The organism is Psychrobacter sp. AT9 (assembly GCF_047272965.1).
GTDB lineage: Bacteria > Pseudomonadota > Gammaproteobacteria > Pseudomonadales > Moraxellaceae > Psychrobacter > Psychrobacter glaciei.
This window is the reverse complement of sequence record NZ_JBKOTW010000001.1, coordinates 1,714,202-1,732,261: the sequence shown is the minus strand read 5'-3', so window position 1 is coordinate 1,732,261 and position 18,060 is coordinate 1,714,202. Positions and strand designations below refer to the sequence as shown.

Annotated in this window: 16 protein-coding genes and 1 pseudogene; 11 read left to right on the top strand and 6 right to left on the bottom strand. The window is 43.8% G+C overall.

Features of this window, described 5'->3' with window-relative positions:
• The first annotated feature begins 50 nt into the window (after window positions 1-50).
• The 4 genes and pseudogenes from ACMFL8_RS07305 (at window position 51) to prpF (ending at window position 3,513) form a co-directional block, all read left to right on the top strand.
• Window positions 51-1,451: an NAD(P)/FAD-dependent oxidoreductase gene (locus ACMFL8_RS07305; protein WP_413190551.1), complete on the top strand. Its 1,401-nt coding sequence runs from the start codon at window positions 51-53 to the stop codon at window positions 1,449-1,451.
• Window positions 1,452-1,541: 90 nt separating this feature from the next.
• Window positions 1,542-1,790, top strand: a pseudogene (locus tag ACMFL8_RS07300) (type II toxin-antitoxin system Phd/YefM family antitoxin); the annotation flags it as partial.
• Between the two features lie 113 nt (window positions 1,791-1,903).
• Window positions 1,904-2,164, top strand: coding sequence for a Txe/YoeB family addiction module toxin (locus ACMFL8_RS07295; protein WP_413190550.1), 261 nt, complete (start codon window positions 1,904-1,906; stop codon window positions 2,162-2,164).
• Between the two features lie 80 nt (window positions 2,165-2,244).
• Window positions 2,245-3,513: a 2-methylaconitate cis-trans isomerase PrpF gene (gene prpF, locus ACMFL8_RS07290; RefSeq protein ID WP_413190549.1), complete on the top strand. Its 1,269-nt coding sequence runs from the start codon at window positions 2,245-2,247 to the stop codon at window positions 3,511-3,513.
• Here the strand turns inward: prpF and ACMFL8_RS07285 are convergent.
• The gene (locus tag ACMFL8_RS07285; protein ID WP_189582101.1) at window positions 3,510-3,974 is read right to left on the bottom strand and encodes a DMT family transporter; all 465 of its coding nucleotides are present in this window, start codon (window positions 3,972-3,974) and stop codon (window positions 3,510-3,512) included. The two genes, prpF and ACMFL8_RS07285, sit on opposite strands and share 4 nt — an antisense overlap.
• A 114-nt stretch (window positions 3,975-4,088) precedes the next feature.
• Between ACMFL8_RS07285 and ACMFL8_RS07280 the strand changes: the two genes are divergently transcribed.
• From ACMFL8_RS07280 to ACMFL8_RS07270, 3 genes are all read left to right on the top strand, one after another.
• The gene (locus tag ACMFL8_RS07280) at window positions 4,089-5,954 is read left to right on the top strand and encodes an ABC transporter ATP-binding protein (RefSeq protein ID WP_413190548.1); all 1,866 of its coding nucleotides are present in this window, start codon (window positions 4,089-4,091) and stop codon (window positions 5,952-5,954) included.
• Between the two features lie 72 nt (window positions 5,955-6,026).
• Entirely contained in the window at window positions 6,027-6,653 is a 627-nt protein-coding gene (locus tag ACMFL8_RS07275) for a GNAT family N-acetyltransferase (RefSeq protein ID WP_413190547.1), read from the top strand.
• Window positions 6,654-6,797: 144 nt separating this feature from the next.
• Window positions 6,798-8,342, top strand: a complete 1,545-nt coding sequence (locus tag ACMFL8_RS07270; protein ID WP_413190546.1) for a bifunctional 2-methylcitrate dehydratase/aconitate hydratase — start codon at window positions 6,798-6,800, stop codon at window positions 8,340-8,342.
• Window positions 8,343-8,479: 137 nt separating this feature from the next.
• Here ACMFL8_RS07270 and ACMFL8_RS07265 read toward each other — a convergent pair whose 3' ends face one another.
• Window positions 8,480-9,247 carry an SDR family oxidoreductase gene (locus ACMFL8_RS07265; RefSeq protein ID WP_413190545.1) on the bottom strand — a complete coding sequence of 256 codons (768 nt, stop codon included), beginning with the start codon at window positions 9,245-9,247 and terminating at the stop codon, window positions 8,480-8,482.
• A 261-nt stretch (window positions 9,248-9,508) separates the two neighbouring features.
• Here ACMFL8_RS07265 and ACMFL8_RS07260 point away from each other — a divergent pair, with 261 nt between their 5' ends.
• Together ACMFL8_RS07260 and ACMFL8_RS07255 are read left to right on the top strand one after the other, a co-directional pair.
• Window positions 9,509-10,891 carry a DUF2868 domain-containing protein gene (locus ACMFL8_RS07260; protein ID WP_413190544.1) on the top strand — a complete coding sequence of 461 codons (1,383 nt, stop codon included), beginning with the start codon at window positions 9,509-9,511 and terminating at the stop codon, window positions 10,889-10,891.
• Window positions 10,892-10,957: 66 nt separating this feature from the next.
• The gene (locus ACMFL8_RS07255) at window positions 10,958-12,580 is read left to right on the top strand and encodes a DUF3482 domain-containing protein (RefSeq protein ID WP_413190543.1); all 1,623 of its coding nucleotides are present in this window, start codon (window positions 10,958-10,960) and stop codon (window positions 12,578-12,580) included.
• 25 nt (window positions 12,581-12,605) lie between these two features.
• Here the strand turns inward: ACMFL8_RS07255 and ACMFL8_RS07250 are convergent, their stop codons facing one another.
• The 3 genes from ACMFL8_RS07250 to ACMFL8_RS07240 all read right to left on the bottom strand — a co-directional run bounded on the left by ACMFL8_RS07250 (window position 12,606) and on the right by ACMFL8_RS07240 (window position 15,774).
• Window positions 12,606-13,631 (bottom strand): ArsA family ATPase, encoded by a 1,026-nt coding sequence (locus ACMFL8_RS07250; protein WP_210539283.1) that lies wholly within the window; start codon window positions 13,629-13,631, stop codon window positions 12,606-12,608.
• 51 nt (window positions 13,632-13,682) lie between these two features.
• The gene (locus ACMFL8_RS07245) at window positions 13,683-13,976 is read right to left on the bottom strand and encodes a cory-CC-star protein (RefSeq protein WP_189582123.1); all 294 of its coding nucleotides are present in this window, start codon (window positions 13,974-13,976) and stop codon (window positions 13,683-13,685) included.
• A gap of 115 nt (window positions 13,977-14,091) precedes the next feature.
• Complete coding sequence (locus ACMFL8_RS07240) at window positions 14,092-15,774, bottom strand: carbon starvation protein A (protein WP_210539282.1); 1,683 nt, start codon at window positions 15,772-15,774, stop codon at window positions 14,092-14,094.
• Window positions 15,775-16,087: 313 nt separating this feature from the next.
• Between ACMFL8_RS07240 and ACMFL8_RS07235 the strand changes: the two genes are divergently transcribed.
• On the top strand, window positions 16,088-16,756 hold the full coding sequence (locus tag ACMFL8_RS07235) for a hypothetical protein (protein WP_189582129.1): 669 nt from the start codon (window positions 16,088-16,090) through the stop codon (window positions 16,754-16,756).
• A 90-nt stretch (window positions 16,757-16,846) separates the two neighbouring features.
• Window positions 16,847-17,410, top strand: a complete 564-nt coding sequence (locus ACMFL8_RS07230) for a hypoxanthine-guanine phosphoribosyltransferase (protein ID WP_189582132.1) — start codon at window positions 16,847-16,849, stop codon at window positions 17,408-17,410.
• Between the two features lie 78 nt (window positions 17,411-17,488).
• Here the strand turns inward: ACMFL8_RS07230 and ACMFL8_RS07225 are convergent, their stop codons facing one another.
• Window positions 17,489-18,010 (bottom strand): MepB family protein, encoded by a 522-nt coding sequence (locus ACMFL8_RS07225; protein WP_413190542.1) that lies wholly within the window; start codon window positions 18,008-18,010, stop codon window positions 17,489-17,491.
• Window positions 18,011-18,060: the final 50 nt, after the last annotated feature.

Sequence of the window (18,060 nt, the reverse complement as noted above, 5' to 3'; positions counted from 1 at the left end):
ATCAGTTTTTGTTATTTCACAAATTACTGTAAAGACAAAAAGGAAATATAATGAGCACTCCTATCGTAGACAATGAAATCAAGCTGAATAAAAGCAACCCGCCATTGAGCAGTCATCAAGCATCATTACCTCCAAAGCTACCTCTAAAATTAACTGCAAAAACAGATAACCGTCGCCATATTATCCTGATTGGTGCAGGCTTTGCCGGTATTCGCTGTCTTGAGCAATTGGCCAAATATAGCGCTGATCGTATCACCTTAGTTGACCGTAATGACTATCACTTTTTCCCACCGCTGATATATCAAGTCTCTGCTGGATTTTTAGCGTCATCAGATATTAGTTATCCGCTACGACGATTCATCGAAAATTATGACAATGTGCGCTACCGTCAAGGCAATCTCCTTCGTATCAATACCAAAGATAAAGTCGTGACCCTTGATACAGGCAATGTGTCTTACGATCGCTTGATTATCGCCACTGGTGCTGAGACCAATTATTTTGGTAATAAAGATATTGAAGCCCATGCACTGCCTATGAAGACGATCAAGGATGCCTTGAGTATTCGCAATCATATGCTGGCGCAATTTAATTACGCTGCCTCTTTGCCAGTAGCAGAGCGTGAGCCTTATCTCTCTATTGTGATTGCAGGTGGTGGTCCTAGTGGTGTTGAGCTGGCAGGTGTAATGTCCGAGATTCGCTTATATACGCTACATAAAGAATATCCTGAGCTACTAGAAAATGTCGGTGGTATCACGCTGGTCACGGCTGACCCCGTTTTGCTCGCACCGATGAGTGCTGAGGCACAACGTTATACTCAATTACAGATGGAAAAATTCAAAGTTGACCTTGTTTTTAGTGATCCTGTAGCACGTTACGATGGTCATATAGTCACACTAAAAAGTGGTAAAACCCTTCACACACACAATCTGATTTGGACGGCGGGTGTCACTTGCGAGCCTATAAACGGTCTCAATCCAGACGATTATGGTCGAGGAAACCGCTTAGTTGTCAATAGTCATCTGGCCTTACAACACCACAAAGATATTTATGCGCTTGGTGATATTGCACTGGCGACTCATGATGACAACTATCCGAATGGTCATCCTCAATTGGGACAGGTTGCGAGTAGTCAGGGTACGTACCTTGGAAAATACTTAAGTGACAAAACAGTTGAACCATTTCAATATAAACATAGTGGTGATATGGCGATGATTGGACGCTTAACAGCAGTCGCCGATATAAAAGGCATGCACTTAAGAGGAATCATAGCGTGGCTTGCATGGGTGGTTATTCATATCTTGTCGCTCAGCACTGCCAAGAATCGTTTGGCAACAACTTGGAATTGGATGACAGCTTTTTTGACTGGCAATCAGTCGTTTCGGATGGGCATTCAGCCTCACGAAGACAAGTTCACTCTAATCAAAGATAGTACAGCGGCAAAAGAGTCGTAAGTCATAATGATATTGAATGGTTGTACTTAATAGCGTAATATGTACTATATATTGTACAAGTTATGAAGTATGTCGTGAGAGGAATAAGCCATGAGAGTTGTCAGTTTTTCAGAAGCCAGAAAGCACTTAAAGTCTGTCCTAGATACGGTAAATGATGATGCCAACGCCACTATCGTGACCCGCCGTGACGCTGATGATGCAGTTGTGATGTCGCTTGATTATTACAATAGCCTGATGGAAACCGTCTATCTATTAAAATCTCCTGCCAATGCGGTGCACTTAGCAGAGTCTATCGCTCAGTATCAATCTGGCAAGACTGTTACGCGTGAGCTAATTGATGCGGCAGAAGGCAGTGATAAAAGTGATGGTAGCAGCGATGACAATGAGCATACGGATATCAACATTGAGAATGCTTGAGCTCAAAGGCTTTACTAACCATAAAAGGTCTGATAATGAGTGAGCAACTAGCATGGACAGATGCTGCGTGGAAGGACTATTTGCACTGGCAGACACAAGACAAAAAAACGCTCAAACGTGTCAATAAGCTCATAACCGAATGCAAGCGTAATCCGTTTGAAGGCATTGGTAAACCTGAGCCCCTAAAAGAGAATCTATCAGGGTTTTGGTCCCGACGCATTGATGACGCCAATCGTTTGGTATATGCCGTCGATGATAATTACCTCACGATTATCTCTTGTCGCTATCATTATTAATGAGCGTTCTTAGTCGTTTGAGTTTGTTTGTCGATTAAACTATACCCAATCTTATAACCATATAAAAAGGACTTAATACAGTGACCCAAACCAATTCTAAATCAAAACCAAAATTTGCCCCACAAATTTCCGTATCCGCTACCTACATGCGCGGTGGCACTTCAAAAGGGACATTCTTTAAATTGTCTGACTTACCTGAGCATTGCCAAGTCGCTGGCGAGTCACGTGATAAGTTTTTGCTACGTGTCATCGGTAGTCCAGATCCTTACGGCAAGCAAATCGATGGCTTGGGTAATGGTAGCTCTAGTACGTCAAAAACGGTCATTTTATCGGCCTCTGACAAATCAGATCACGACGTGAACTATCTGTTTGGACAAGTCAATATCGCCAAGCCAATGATTGATTGGGCGGGAAACTGCGGTAATCTAACTGCAGCGGTTGGTGCTTGTGCCATTAATATGGGTCTAGTTGATGCTGACAAAATTGCTAGCAGCATCGATGAAGGTGCTGAAAGTGGTATTTGTGAAGTACGCATTTGGCAAGAGAATATCGGTAAAACCATCATTGCGCATGTACCTGTCTATTTAGATGCACAAAACAAAGTACAAGTTCAAGAAACAGGCGACTTTGAATTAGATGGCGTGACCTTCCCTGCTGCTGAAGTCAAAATTGAGTTTATCGACCCTGTGGATGCCACCAGCGATATGTTCCCTACTGGCAACTTGGTCGATGACTTCGATGTAACTGGCTGCGGTCTAGATGCTGATAGTGTCAAAGCCACCTTTATTAGCGCAGGTATCCCAACCATTTTTATGAAAGCGGAAGATTTGGGCTTCACGGGTACTGAATTGCAAGGTGATATCAACAGTGACGGTGAGCTACTTGCCAAGCTGGAGAAAATCCGTGCCACAGGCGGCGTGGCAATGGGATTGTTTAAAGATGTGAGCGAGGCGCAGACTAGCCAACACATTCCTAAAATCGCTTGGGTGGGCGCAGCACAGAGCTATACGGCCTCTAGTGGTAAATCGGTCGATGCAGGTGAGATTGACTTAGTCGTACGTGCCATGAGTATGGGGCAATTGCATCATGCCATGATGGGGACAGCAGCAGTTGCTATCGCCGCCGCCGCAACCACACAAGGTACGCTCGTCAATCAAGCGGCAGCTGGTGAAGGTCAATCTGAAAAGAAGCTTAATGAAGTGCGTTTTGGTCATCCATCAGGTACATTGCTTGTCGGTGGCAAAACTGAACTGGTTGATGGACGCTGGCAAGCCAAAAAGGTATCGATGAGTCGTTCGGCGCGGCGTATTATGGTTGGTGAGGTCTTTGTGCCAGCGGATGCTTTTTAAGCGTTAACTCTCGTCTCACCATATATCATTAACATCCCACCTATAGTAACTAAGGCTAAGCCAGCGATTTTATAGATATCTATCGCTTTAACCTCTAAGCCAAACAATCCAGTTTGGCTTAGTATCAGGGCAAAATACATTTGCCCAAGAAACACCCAAAGCAGTGTATTACCTGCGCCTATCTTTGGCGCGGCAATAAACATGAATAAGATATAAAAACTGCCCAAAAATCCCGGCAACCACATCCACCACGTCGCGTTTTCGATCATTGGCGGCTTGATACCTCCACTCATTATATACGACAGCACTAAAGAAGCTAATGCACCTCCTAAGTATAAATAAAAGGTAGATTGTATTTGAGAGGCTTGTGTACTTTCTCGAAAAGCATTGACGATGGCCAGTTGCAGCGGAACAATAGCACCACCTAAAAGGCTGATTAAGACGTAAGGAAGGATTTTCAAACGGTATCCACCAAAATGAAATAAAAAATCTCTCTATATAATACTAAACTTTATTTCAAAAATTTAATATAAATACGATTTAGTGAAATATTAATACCTATGAGTTAAGCGTTTATGCCAAATTCTCCCCAACCGAGCCGCGCGTCACTAGATAAGCCACTAGACAAGAAACCTCCGATCAAGAAAACTGAACGGCGGGCGTTGCTGTGGGATATTTTAAAAAAACTGGCAGTATTTGCCGCGCCTTACAAAACCTTAATTATCGCCACTTTAATACTGACAGTGCTTGGCTCGTTTACCGCTCAGGTCAACGCCTTTGTATTGCGTTATACCGTTGATACCTTGACCGAAATTGCCACGCTTGCTGATCCATGGCAGGCTGGTCTTCGGATGCTAGGGATTATTAGTGCAGTGCTCTTGACCAAAGAAATACTGTCGATATTTATCTCTTTTGGTCAGCGCTTCTTTGGCGAAAAGATTCGTATTAACTTGTCTCGCGACTTGTCCCAAAAAATCATTGAGCGCATCCTTACTTATCGCATGGCGTTTTATACCAGTAGCGAAAACGACAGCGGCAAATTGCAAACGCGTATTGATTATGGGGTCAGTAGCTTAACCAGTTTAGTGCAAAACTTCTTTATCGATATGCTGCCGCTGTTTGCCAGTGCGATCGTCTCACTTATTATCATGTTTTCGACCAACTTTTGGATAGGCTTGGTCGGTCTTATTATCATTCCCATTTACTTTTTTATCAGTCAAAAACAAGCGCGGCGTCTGCAAGGCTTCCGTCGGCAGATGCGTGGCTATAGAGAAGCTAAGAGTGGTTTAGTTATCTCGCTGATTAACTCTATCAGCGTAGTAAAATCCTTTGTCCGCGAATCTATTGAGGCGGAGAAGCATTTAACCATTCAAAAAGAGATGACAGATAATCAGCTGCGTATTCGCAGTATCGGTTTTATTTATGATGCGATAAAGACCTTTATCGAGCAGATTGGTGTGGTGGTTATCATTCTTCTCACGGCTTATTTTGTGTTAAAAGGCGAGATGACGATTGGCATGATTTTGTTTCATGTCATGCTGTTCCAAAACGTCGCGGCCCCTATCCGTCAATTGCATCGCATCTATGATCAGATTAATAACGCCCTGACCTATGCCGAAGGGTTCTTTGAGATATTAGAAGATGACGAGCAAGTTGAAAATATCACTGGCAGAAGTAGTCAAGATTTAAAAGGTCACATTGAGCTAAAAAACGTCGATTTTACTTATCCTAATGGTACACAAGCGCTAAAAAATGTCAGCTTTACTATTAAGCCAAATCGTATCACTGCACTGGTGGGCTTAAGTGGTGCTGGCAAGAGTACGATTATTAGCTTATTGGTAAAATTTTACGCGCCGGATGCTGGCATGATATGCTTAGACGGGCATAATTTAGCCGACTGCGATACGCATGAATTGCGCCAAAATATCGGTTTGGTACTACAAAGCAATCATATTTTTTCCGGTACGATTAGCGAAAATATCCGTTATGGTGATATGAATGCGACTGATGAAGATATTATCATTGCAGCAAAAAAAGCCTCCATCCATGAGCAAATCATTAATTTATCTAAAGGTTATGAGAGCACCGCAAAATCCCTATCAGGCGGTCAACAGCAGCGTATTGCCTTGGCAAGGATGTTTTTAAAAGACCCGCCTATTGTGTTTTTGGATGAGCCAACCGCCAGCCTCGATGCCATCGCCAGCCAACAGGTAAAAAAAAGCCTAGATCTCATCAAAAAAGATCGCACCGTGATTATGGTCTCACACAATATTGCCCAAATCATCGATGCTGATGACTTGGTCGTGATAGAAGATGGTTGCGTGGTTGAAACCGGTACGCATGAAGCGCTGTATGCCCAGCGTGGAAAATACTTTGAAATCTTTAGCGCCATGTCTGATAGCCTAAACTTAGATAAGATCAGCCAGACCCTAAACGGTTAGGAATGGTTAATACCTGCCTAAATCGTTATAATGCCCATTATTTTACCGCCTATTGCCAGAAGCTAGCCCACTATGACTTGTGAATTTTCTATAAAAACCTTTGACGAGCTGACCGCAGTTGATCTTTATCATATTTTAAAAGCGCGCTCGCAGGTCTTCGTTGTCGAACAAAACTGTGCGTATCAAGATATGGATGAGGTGGACTTTGATTGTCTGCACTTAGTTGCGCATAAAAATGAAACGCTAATTGGCTATTGCCGCATCATTCCACCTGAATTCAATAAGCTGAAATCAAATCTATCAGCCGCCGATCCCGCGGTTAAGACCAATCATACGTCTATGCCTGCCATCGGTAGAGTGCTGGTATTATCAGAGCATAGAGGGGACGGCCTAGCACGGCAGATGATGAATCAAGCCATTGCGCACTGCCGCAAAAAGTATGGTAAGAAGCGCCCGATCATACTCTCTGCACAGGCTTACTTACTCAGCTTTTATGAGTCTTTGGGTTTTGTGCCTGAAGGCGAGCATTATCTTGAGGACAATATTGAGCATGTAAAAATGGTGCTATACGTTGCTAAGAAAAACAAAGTCAAAAAAGAGAGCACGGATACCGCGACAACGACGACCAAAATTTTGGGATTTTTGCTGTTTATTATGGCTGCTTTGTTTATTTTAGGTCTGCTGTATTTAATGATTTAAACGGCTGCTAACGTCTTAATTCTTAACATAATTCAATTTGGTTGTTCCATATTGAGTATGCTACTTTTAAATGATGACTGCTTTAAAAGGATAACCAAGATAATTGGTTAAAGAAGTAGCACACTCAAGGAAAAGGAGACGACCATGTCAAATGCCAATTCAGATACAACCAATCCGGATATAAGTAGTGCGACAGTAGAAAGCAACGTCCGTCCAGAATATGACGATGAAATTCAAAAAATCGCCGACTATGTTTTAACTTACTCTATCGATAAAGACTCCGAAAACAGTGATGACGCTTGGAGTACTGCCCGTTACTGTTTAATGGATACACTGGGCTGCGGTTTACTGGCGCTACGTTTCCCTGAATGTACCAAGCACTTGGGCCCCGATTGCCCCGATCAAATCACCCCAAATGGCGCGCGTGTGCCCGGCACGAATTATCGCCTCGACCCTATCAAAGCCGCCTTTGACATAGGCTGTATCGTACGCTGGCTAGACTATAACGATACGTGGTTGGCTGCTGAATGGGGACATCCGTCAGACAATCTCGGTGGTATTTTGGCAGTCGCAGATTATATCAGTCAGCAAAACGTCAGCCAAGGTCGCGCACCGCTCACCATGAGAGACGTGCTCGAATCGATGATTATGGCGCATGAAATCCAAGGTGTATTGGCGCTAGACAATTCCTTTAATCGCGTTGGTCTTGATCACGTATTCTTAGTAAAATTGGCCTCAACTGCGGTCGTCGCCAAGCTCTATAACCTACCCCGTGAGCGTATCATGGCGGCTATCTCACAAGCCCTCGTCGATGGACAAGCACTACGCACCTATCGTCATGCGCCCAATGCAGGGAGCCGCAAGTCTTGGGCCGCAGGTGACGCGACTAGCCGTGCCGTACGCTTGGTAGATATCACCAAACGCGGTGAGATGGGTATCCCCGGCGCACTAACCGCACCGCAGTGGGGATTCTATGATGTGTTGTTTAGCCACACCAATAAGGACTTAGCCACCAAACCCGAAAGCGAGCGTCGCTTTACCTTCCAGCGTGATTTTGGCAGCTATGTCATGGAAAACATCTTATTTAAAATAAGCTTTCCCGCTGAGTTTCATGCGCAGACGGCATGCGAGGCGGCGGTTATTTTGTACCCACGTATCGAAGACAGAATTGATGACATCGAAAAAATCGTTTTGACGACCCATGATTCAGCGATTCGGATCATCTCCAAACAAGGTGAGCTTGCCAATCCTGCTGACAGGGATCATTGCTTGCAATACATGGTGGCTGTGCCATTGCTCACAGGAGACCTAATGGCAGAGAACTATGAAGACGATTATCATGAGCAGCATCATATATTGATTGATGAGTTGCGCCGCAAAATGGTGGTAGAGGAAGATCCGCGTTATTCAAAAGACTATCATGACCCAAGCAAACGTTCGATTGCCAATGCCATTCAAGTGTTCTTTAAAGATGGCACGAGTACCGATAAGGTCGCTGTAGAATACCCTATCGGTCATAAGCGTCGCCGTGAAGAAGGTTTGCCTGTATTAGAAGCCAAGTTTCGAGCCAGTCTGGCGACACGTTTTATCGACAGTCGCTGCGAGGCTATTTTTTCGTTATGCAGCGATCAAAAACGCTTGGAGCAGACACCCGTGCATGAGTTTATGGACTTGTTTATGGCGAACTAAGTATTTGCACAATTAATATTGTCAATATTTATCCTAGTCTTATCAATAAAATAGGGCGTGTCGTTATCATCATACTAACGACACGCCCTATTTTGTTCTATTGAATTGAATCAATTTTAATGTTCAATCGTTTGGCGCTACCAAGGTATAGATTCCCCTGCCCAATCAACAAAGCTGCCAGATTGCGCAGCCGTCATGCGCCTTAGTACTTCTAATAAGCATTCTGCACTATAGGCTGGCGAAAATAACTGCCCATCAGCCACATTGCCTTGAAAAGGCGCTGACAGTTGCGTGTTGACCGTCCCCGGCTGCATGACCACCACGCACACATCTTTTAGCGACCGTGACCATTCGATACTCAGATTTTTCATGCCCATATTGAGCGCCGCCTTGCTCATCCTATAGCTATACCAACCGCCCAACTGATTGTCACTGATACTACCGACTCGTGCAGAAATGGTGGCAAAAACGGCAGGATTGTCATTGCTACGCTCAGATTTGGCCAATAAAGGTTTAAAGTGCTTAGCAATAAGTAGACCGGCCAAGGCATTGACCTGCATATTTATTAAGAAAAAATCTGTCTCAATTTGCCGTAGTGATTTTTCGGGTTGCTGCGTCGCGGTATGTAGGAGTCCTGCACAGTTAATGAGCCAATCAATATGGTTGGTATGCTGGCTAATGACATCCGCCGCTTGTTTGATACTCTGTTCGTCACAGATGTCCATGGGCACCCAATAGAGATTGTCCGCTGCAAAATCAGGAACACTTTTGTGATAAGTGGCAAAGACGCGCAGGTTGTCCTTGTCTCCATCATTATTGTTGTCCGTGCTCTCTACCAATTGCTCTACCATGGCTCTGCCAATGCCACCTGTGCCGCCGATGATTAGATAGGTTTTGGTACTCATAACGATTCCTTTTTTTGTATTTCTAAAATGAGGACATGCCTAGTGTATGGCTTATCTTTATGATTATGACTATCCTGTCTCTCATTCATTCTGGCTGATTTTTATCACCTTTACCATGACAAAAATGCTTAATAATGGCTCATTTAGTTAGCATTGGTTTATGACGCTGCAAAATAACAGCAGTAATCGTCATTATATATACGCTACAATAATCAAAAATTGTCTTCTAAATGAACGCCTTTATACGGATATTATCACCTTATGCTCTCATCACAAGATCAATTGACTGAGCTGGTACGCACGCTTGAGACGCAGCAGCATGTCTTTGCCACTGACCCGCTACTCATCACGGAAAAACTGCAAAATGAGGATGGAAAACCCGTCCAAAAACTGCATCGCCGTGCCTCACGTATCGATAGTAACGGCGCGCTGGCACGTGTACTCGGCAAGATTGATGGGCGCATCAAAGGCATCATGGTAGTCATGAGTGTGGTCTGGTGCATCTCGGGTTTTTTAGGATTATTTACCTTACTACAAGCCAATGTCGTCAATTTCTTTTATGTCTTGGTCTGTTTGCTTGGGTTTCATACCCTTATGCTGGCTGGTTGGCTGGTCATGACCTTGCTTAACCAAGGTCGTCAGTCGCCCAGCTGGTTTGCCAGTTTTGTCAGCCCCAGTTATCTTATCCGTGGTAAGGACGATGTCACCCAAGCGGCGGTTGACTTGTACGAGCGTCAATTACAGCATAGCGGTATGCGCTGGTATTTGGGTCGTTTTAGTCATCAGTTATGGCTTGCCACCTTAACCGGTATGCTCTTTGCGATTATATTCTTATTGATTGTGCGCCAGTATAGCTTTAGTTGGGAGTCGACGCTGCTATCCGATCAGGCACTGATTACCCTCACCCAAGTGCTCGGCTGGCTACCCAGTATGGTCGGATTTGGTGTACCTGACAATGCTGCTATCGTGCAGAGCCGACTGGTGACAGATGCCATGCCATTGTCTGTCGCGCGGCAATGGGCAAGCTTGTTAATTGGTAGTTTGCTGATGTATGGTATCGTGCCACGGGTGATAGCGTGGGCGTTTTGTGCCTTCATGTTCCGTCGTAAAAAAATGCGTTTGGATATCAAGCTGCCTTATTATCAAAAAATCCTAAATTTTTGGCAGCGTCATGTGGTTGATGCCGACGATTTTACTGAGGTAGCGGCGCCTATCGCTCCAAAGGCAACTGTCAGCGCTGGCAAGAAGCTGGTTGCGCTACTGGAATATCCTTCAGAGCAAGATAACTGGTGGCAAAAAGGTCTGGATGCCAATACTGATGATAATAGTGAGATAGAGAATTTCGGCATCGTTGATGACCGTGATGATATGGATCGATTAACCGTGTATCTAAAGATCCATCCAGTACAAGTATTGCTCGGTATTCATAGTAAAGCACTGCCTGATCGTGGCACGCTACGCAAGCTCGATCAAATTGCGGCGCATGCTAAAGACGGGCTGATTGTGCAGCTACTTAATGATGCGCCTGACACTACTGACGCCTTGCAACAAAAATTTTTGCAGCAACAAGATGTGCGATATCAACAATGGCAAACGGCTCTATCAGCACGAAATATTGGCTTGGTAAGTACTTATACTGCTTAATAAAAAATGATAATAACTTTTTCAAATTTTCACCAGACTCTAATAAATATAATACGGGATCAGATGATGGATAATAATAAAACAAAGAATGAGCCTATCAACGTAGAAAATTCAACGACAGCACCTACCCAGCCTATTAATATTAATAAAACCAGTGCTAGCCATACAGCCGACGTCACCACTTCCATCGATACCAATTCTAATGCTATTAATGAAGCAGAAGATTCAACAACTCGCGAGAGTAAGAAAACTACGATAGCCAGCGGTGAGGCATTAAAATTGGCGGTGGTCGGTCATACCAATACGGGTAAGACCTCTATTTTGCGTACCTTATTACGTGACGTGTATTTTGGTGAAGTCAAAAACGAAGCCGCGACGACACGCCATGTCGAACGCGCCCAACTGACCGATAGTCAGACTGGTGAAGTACTGGTGGCGTTATATGACACCCCAGGTTTAGAGGACGCATCGGGATTGATGGATTGGTTGGAGGACAATACCGCTAGTCGTCGCGATGGTATTGAACGTCTACAGCAATTTTTGGCAGCAGATATCGCTCAAGGTGTTGATGCGTTAAGTAGCAATGAGGACTATAGCCAAGAAGCCAAAGTTATCCGCCAATTGCTGGCAAGTGATATGGCGGTTTATGTCGTCGATGCGCGTGAACCAGTATTGGGTAAATACAAGGACGAATTGGCCATTTTATCGTGGGCAGCGATACCTGTTATGCCGGTGTTCAATTTCACTGACAGCCAAAATGCCAATATTGATGAGTGGCAGACCATGCTGGCAAGACGCAATCTGCATATTTCTACCCGCTTCGATTCAGTCGCTTTTGAATTCGAAGATGAAATGCATTTGTGGCAAAATCTTGCGACCATGCTTACCCATTCAGAGATGCTTGAACAGCTCATGCAGAGACGCACAGAAGACTGGGCACAGCTATACGATGAGGCTAATATCATCATTGCGGATTTTTTATTGAACGTTGCCGCTTTCGTGCGTGAGATTAGCGATGATGACGACCCGATGCCAGTATTGCAGCAAATGCAAGAAGCCGTTAGGCAAAGTGAGCGCGCGATGCAGCACAATCTGCTTAATTTATATAAATTTTATGATAATGCGGTAGCAGCGACTCCGCTTGAGTTACAAGCGTATCAGCAAGATCCTTTTGACCCTGAATTGCTCAAAAGCTATGGAATTCGTACGACATCGGGCGCGGCAGCTGGTGCACTGCTCGGATTGGGCATTGATGCGGCAGCACTTGGCACGACGTTGGGATTGGGTGCGGCAATAGGTGGTATCGCAGGTGGGCTATTATCAAATACCAGTAGCATCGCCGACCGGATTACTGGGGTAAAACGCTTATACATTGACCCTGCTACCCTAACCTTGCTCGCCACTCGTGCGATAGATTTACTCACTGCCCTACGCCATCGTGGTCACGCTGCGACTGATGCCACGCAGCTATTATACAAAGGTGATAAAGATAGTAACGATCTGTCTGGAGAAGACAATAACGTGACACCATGGCCAACGAATAAGCTACCAAGCGAGCTAAAAAAAGCACGGGGCAAACCGCAATGGTCATCGCTCAGTAGTGGTAAAGCAGAGCTTGCCCAAAGTTTACGGTTGGACATGGCATGGTCACTTTCAGGAAAGCTACAATCACATAAGCGTGAGTCATAAATTGCTAGCGAACTATCTATGTACTCTATGCATTTAACAACGCACTCAATGCTTCAGTGCCGCGTACGTCAGTTTGCTGCAGATAAATTGGATATAGCGGATACTTGGTAAAAATTCTCTCTATATCTTGCATCAGCTGCTGCTGGCGCTCAGCACGATGGCGCCAAAACTCATCAGACTGTGCGGGTGCGATGAGCTGATTGATGACTATCGCTGCTGGCGTGAGTTTGCTGTCTTCTAACTGTTCGATAGCACGTCTGGTCTCAGCCAATGGTAAGACATCGGCGGTCATAACCAATACAATAGCAGTCTGCTTACGGTCATGTAGCAGTGCTCCCGCCTGACTAAACAACTTTTTACGTTTCTCCAGCACCGATACTGCTTGCTCCCAGCGATCAGATTTCTTTGCGGCAAACGGATTGGCAACATCGTTTTTGAGGCTGTCTGTTTGATCGCCCTTTTGATTGTGACTGTCCAAATGTGTTGCTACCGAGCGCAGTTTCGCCTGCCTTCGTTGCTGAGCCAGTAGACCATCCGTCCATGCACCCATCATCTCTGGTAGTACCAGCAATCGTAAGGTATGACCTGTCGGCGCGGTATCAAATATTATATGATCATAACCAGCATGTGCCGCCTCGACTAAATGGTGGCACATGGATTCAAGCATCGCTGCTTCTTGGGCGCCGGGTGCCGACTTAGATAGTCGTAGATGCTCACGAATTTTTGGCATCATATCTGGATTGGCATAGGATTTAATCGTACGTTCAACTTGAGCAAAGTGCGCATCGATGATCACGTCAGGGTTTAACTCAATAGCATCTAGATAAGGCGATATCGTAGTTTTTTCATTCTTTAAACGCATATTGAGCACATCGCCCAAGCTATGTGCTGGATCGGTCGAAACAATCAGTGTTTTTTGCTGCTGGCTTGCATAATAGCTGGCTAGTGCAGCAGCAGTGGTGGTTTTCCCCACGCCGCCCTTCCCACCGATAAATATAATCGGCTGCGTCGCCAGCTGCTCTACCAATCCATGTAAAGGGTGTAATGCCATATTTTTATCTCGTTATTCAATCAATACTTATTTTTTATAATCAACAGATTGTTAGCAGCAACCAACATGGTCAAATGGACATCTATCCATCCCCATACGCGTGTGCCATTCGTGGAAATTTTCTAAAAACAATGGCTGTAGCTCTAGTGTATAAAAGCTGGCTGGGTTATCAATTCCCAAGCTCTCAGCAAACATAAGCAACATAAAAAAATCTTCTTCATCACGAGCAGCGCGCGCCATCGTCTGTCGATAAGGCGCATGGTAAAACTCATTCAATCCAGCCACAAACCGTTGCCACCATGGTTGGGTGTTTTCTAGCTCATTTGGTGTGTTTTCGTCGTCCATAATGACCTCTTATTTTATTTAATACTTATAATCCATCATGCCTATCCGATACAAAAAACGCCAGCAATTGCTGCTAGCGTTTTTTGTTAGATAGACATTCAGTATGATTTAGCGTTTAAGCGTCGCCGCTTTTACCTCTGTGTAGCGACCATTCTTTACGCAATACCGATAGACTCTCAAATGTCACTAAAATCGTGGCCACCAATATAATGATATCCATAATTATAAGTAGCCAATTACCATCAGTAAAGAAGGTTTTGAGCTGAATCAGCAGTGCAAATACGGTCATAACTAGTAAAAATGATAATGGTGCTAAGGTATACCAGACTGGTTTGCCTTTACGTAACAAGATAACAGTGACAATCATAAGTGTTAGTGCCGCCATTAACTGGTTAGTCGTACCAAATAGTGGCCAGATAATCATACCACCAGCACCATCGATACCACCGGCACCAAATGCCAATAGCAAGCAGCTTCCGACAGCCAATAGTGTTGCGACGACACTTTTATTCAGTACAGGCAACTTGTAAATCTCACCAACTTCTTGGAAGATATAACGTTGCAAACGTACGCCAGTATCCATTGTAGTACCTGCGAATAGCGCAGCCATTACTGTCAACATCGTTTGTGATAGCACCATATCGATACCAACACCAGCATTCAAGATGGTCGCGCCGCCATCGATGAAAGCACCGATAGAACCGTCACCAAATTTTTGATAAACCGCTTGCCAATCACCAAGAGTAGCAAAACCTGCTGTTGCCGCCAAAATTGCACCGAGTGCGAGCATGCCTTCACCCAACGCACCGAAGTAACCAACGAAACGAACGTCTTCTTCTTTATCAATCTGCTTGGATGTCGTACCTGTCGCGACCAAACCATGGAACCCTGATATCGCACCACAAGCAATTGTCACAAATAACAATGGCATGAGTGACGGCGTGCCAATTGGCAACGCGGTGTTAATAGCGGGCGCGACAATATTTGGCGTAGCAATAAAAATAGCCGCGTACAGCAGAATCAAACCGACAAATAGCTGCAGGCCATTGATATAATCGCGTGGTTGCAACAGCATCCAGACAGGTAATAATGAGGCGACCGCCGCATAACCAAACAAAATAAGAATCCAGACAGCGTTATCAGGTAAACCCATGACGGTTTCAGGTAACACAATAGGGAACATAGGGCCAAGATAGATCAGCCCGTATAGAGCACTTACTCCGATAATTGATACCCAGACCAAATTCATCTTGTAGCGATAAATACACTGTCCAATGATAAAGGCAACCACTAAGGCACCCCAGACTGGTAACACAGCAGATGGGGTTTTGATCATCATATTAGCAATAGCAACACCAAATACAGCATTCACCATTAGTAATAATAAGAAAATAACGACCATCATCAAACTACGGACACGTGTGCCCATAACATTACCAGCGATAGAGCCAATCGACTGGCCTCTATTGCGCATACTCGCCCAAATGGCCGACATATCATGCACACCAGCCATAAAAATAGTGCCCAATACCACCCAAATGATGGCAGGCACCCAGCCCCAAATCACAGCAATAGCAGGTCCGATAATCGGTGCAGCCCCTGCTACTGACGTAAAATGATGTCCCCACAATACATACTTATTGGTAGGCACATAATCTACCCCATCTTTCATTGTATGTGCAGGCGTTGGACGACTGTTGTCCAATGCTAAAATTTTGGTGGCGATAAATTTTGAGTAAAACACGTAGCCGCAGAGCATAGCAGCCACAGCGAATACCAGTACAATAGCACTATTCATCTTATCTCTCCCTAGACAAGTATCGGTAGCCTTATAAGTTCAAGCTTTTTGAATTAAAATATGAAAAATATGCTAAATTAGTATGCGATGATTGACTCAGCTAACCTATCGTTTAGGTAAATCCTAGCAATTTGTAAAACTATTGCCAATCAACAAAGTCATGCAAAAGTCATATATTTTATAACTAGGGCATTTCACTAATTCGCATCTCGTGTGATGAGCCTGAGATTAAAGACTTTGTTTAAATAATAACCGATTTGACGATAAATGTAATGCTAGTAAGACATAAAAAACAACAAATAAAGGAAGTATCATGGAACATTATTTTGGATTCGTACCTTCAGATAAATTAAAAGCATTAATCATTGAGGCCGAACAAGTCATTGCTTCAAATGAGCAAGTGGATTATTACCCTTATCGCGATGCGCTGACGCATCAGACGGCTCGCGACCTTACAGATAACTTATTGGTTGGCTTGGTAGATATCATTCCTAATCCCGAGCGTCAAGCCTCTATGCGAAAAATTGTTGTAACGATTGAGCGTGCGACCGATACCCTACTCAATATTTTATTGGGTAAAGAGAACAATGAAGAAGTGCTTCCTAGCTTTCATTTCTTAAGGGATCGTGCCACATTTATCGACAATGAAGGTGTCAAGCGTATAGGTTTCAAACTGTCAGATTCAGATGCAAAAACCATCGATGAAGGTTTTGCCGCTATTACACCTGAGCATGTGGATAGAGCGAAGTTCAAAACAGCACTCGAAACTGTCAATGAAGAGACGCTTACCCACTTTGTCAGTCGCTTTGCTGAAACGCTGAAGCTCGGCATGATTAAACGTAAGTCTGTGCCAGTTGCCAAAGCCGCCATTGATAAAGGAATGAGCATGGCGCTGAACAAGTTATTGCCGGACCTACCTGATACATCACTGAATCGTTTGGCCAATTATTACCGTCCATTCATTGTAAAAAAGCCATCATAATAAAATTTATATTCTTATTAAAAAGGTAGTGTTGGGCAAATTTGCTAAAATTTGCTAAAATAGGCGGCACTTTTATCCAAGGCGCAACTCATGACCCAAATTAGTAATCAAGAAATTGAAAAAACCCTACGCAACTCAGAGTGCCTTATCAGCAGTATCGAAGTAGCCGCTGCTTATGAGCGCCTTGCAGCGCAGCTCAACCTACATTATGTGGGTTTAAACCCAATCGTTATGGTCGTTATGAACGGTGGTCTTATTCCAGCCGGTCAACTGCTTACTCACCTTACTTTCTATCATCGCATGCATTATATCCATGCCTCACGCTATCGTGATAACGAAGGTACCAGTGAGCTTGATTGGAAATTTAAGCCTGATGTTAACATCGAGGGCGAACACGTTTTATTGATTGATGATATTTTTGACGAAGGCATCACTCTAAAAGCTATCGTTGAAGAACTGGGTAAAGAAAAGCCATTGTCTATCGAGTCTTGCGTCCTACTCAATAAGCAACACGATCGTAAAGTTGAAGGGTTTGACGTTGATTTTGTGGGTATTGATGTTGCAGACCGTTATGTTTATGGTTGTGGTATGGATTTTCATGGCTACTTGCGCCATCTGCCTGGTATCTATGCAATCAAAGAAGGCAAAATTTAAGTCTTATACTTTAAATGCTTAAAAATATTTGAGTTCTAAAAAAGCATCCAAATTGGATGCTTTTTTATTGCTTATATTTTATAACTCATACAATGCTCGTATTTTTCCTGTAGGTAGTATGCCTGTATCAGTAACCGTGAAGAAATAATCGAGCTGCCAAGTCTGAGTCTTTACAGCAGTATTACTGGTTGGCTTATCCCAGCTAGGATACATCCTCATACCCATCTTACCTTTTGTAAAATGAGACTGAAGAATATTATGCTTAAGCAAGACATACTTCGGAAAAACAAACTGACCAAATGTATGATTGTCTTTAAATGTCGTGATTACTAACAAGTCTGGTGACTGATCATATTGGAAAGGTTGATTAATGCCTTTAGAATCCTTTTCCCAAAAGGTAACGAACTGCCCTATTTTGGTAGTTGTTTGCTTAGCCACTCTACCTCTAGCTGTTTTAATAGCCGACCGAGAGGATAAGGTAAATAATCCTGCTGCGTATTCAGAGTTTTGTACTTCCTGTTTAATTGAGGATACAATGAGTTGGTGAGGCTCATAAATGATTTCATTGATATGATCTAGCACACTATCAAAGGTATGCAACTTTAACCCTCCTTTTATACATCTTGTACTTTCATGTCCTGTAATACTTA

Coding starts and splice junctions, on each gene's coding strand:
- ACMFL8_RS07250 (WP_210539283.1), bottom strand. CDS start 13,631: ATGGCATTACACCCTTTACATGGATTGGTAGAGCAGCTGGCGACGCAG.
- ACMFL8_RS07235 (WP_189582129.1), top strand. CDS start 16,088: ATGGAACATTATTTTGGATTCGTACCTTCAGATAAATTAAAAGCATTA.
- ACMFL8_RS07275 (WP_413190547.1), top strand. CDS start 6,027: ATGACTTGTGAATTTTCTATAAAAACCTTTGACGAGCTGACCGCAGTT.
- ACMFL8_RS07265 (WP_413190545.1), bottom strand. CDS start 9,247: ATGAGTACCAAAACCTATCTAATCATCGGCGGCACAGGTGGCATTGGC.
- ACMFL8_RS07245 (WP_189582123.1), bottom strand. CDS start 13,976: ATGGACGACGAAAACACACCAAATGAGCTAGAAAACACCCAACCATGG.
- ACMFL8_RS07305 (WP_413190551.1), top strand. CDS start 51: ATGAGCACTCCTATCGTAGACAATGAAATCAAGCTGAATAAAAGCAAC.
- ACMFL8_RS07280 (WP_413190548.1), top strand. CDS start 4,089: ATGCCAAATTCTCCCCAACCGAGCCGCGCGTCACTAGATAAGCCACTA.
- ACMFL8_RS07260 (WP_413190544.1), top strand. CDS start 9,509: ATGCTCTCATCACAAGATCAATTGACTGAGCTGGTACGCACGCTTGAG.
- ACMFL8_RS07255 (WP_413190543.1), top strand. CDS start 10,958: ATGGATAATAATAAAACAAAGAATGAGCCTATCAACGTAGAAAATTCA.
- ACMFL8_RS07295 (WP_413190550.1), top strand. CDS start 1,904: ATGAGTGAGCAACTAGCATGGACAGATGCTGCGTGGAAGGACTATTTG.
- ACMFL8_RS07240 (WP_210539282.1), bottom strand. CDS start 15,774: ATGAATAGTGCTATTGTACTGGTATTCGCTGTGGCTGCTATGCTCTGC.
- ACMFL8_RS07270 (WP_413190546.1), top strand. CDS start 6,798: ATGTCAAATGCCAATTCAGATACAACCAATCCGGATATAAGTAGTGCG.
- ACMFL8_RS07230 (WP_189582132.1), top strand. CDS start 16,847: ATGACCCAAATTAGTAATCAAGAAATTGAAAAAACCCTACGCAACTCA.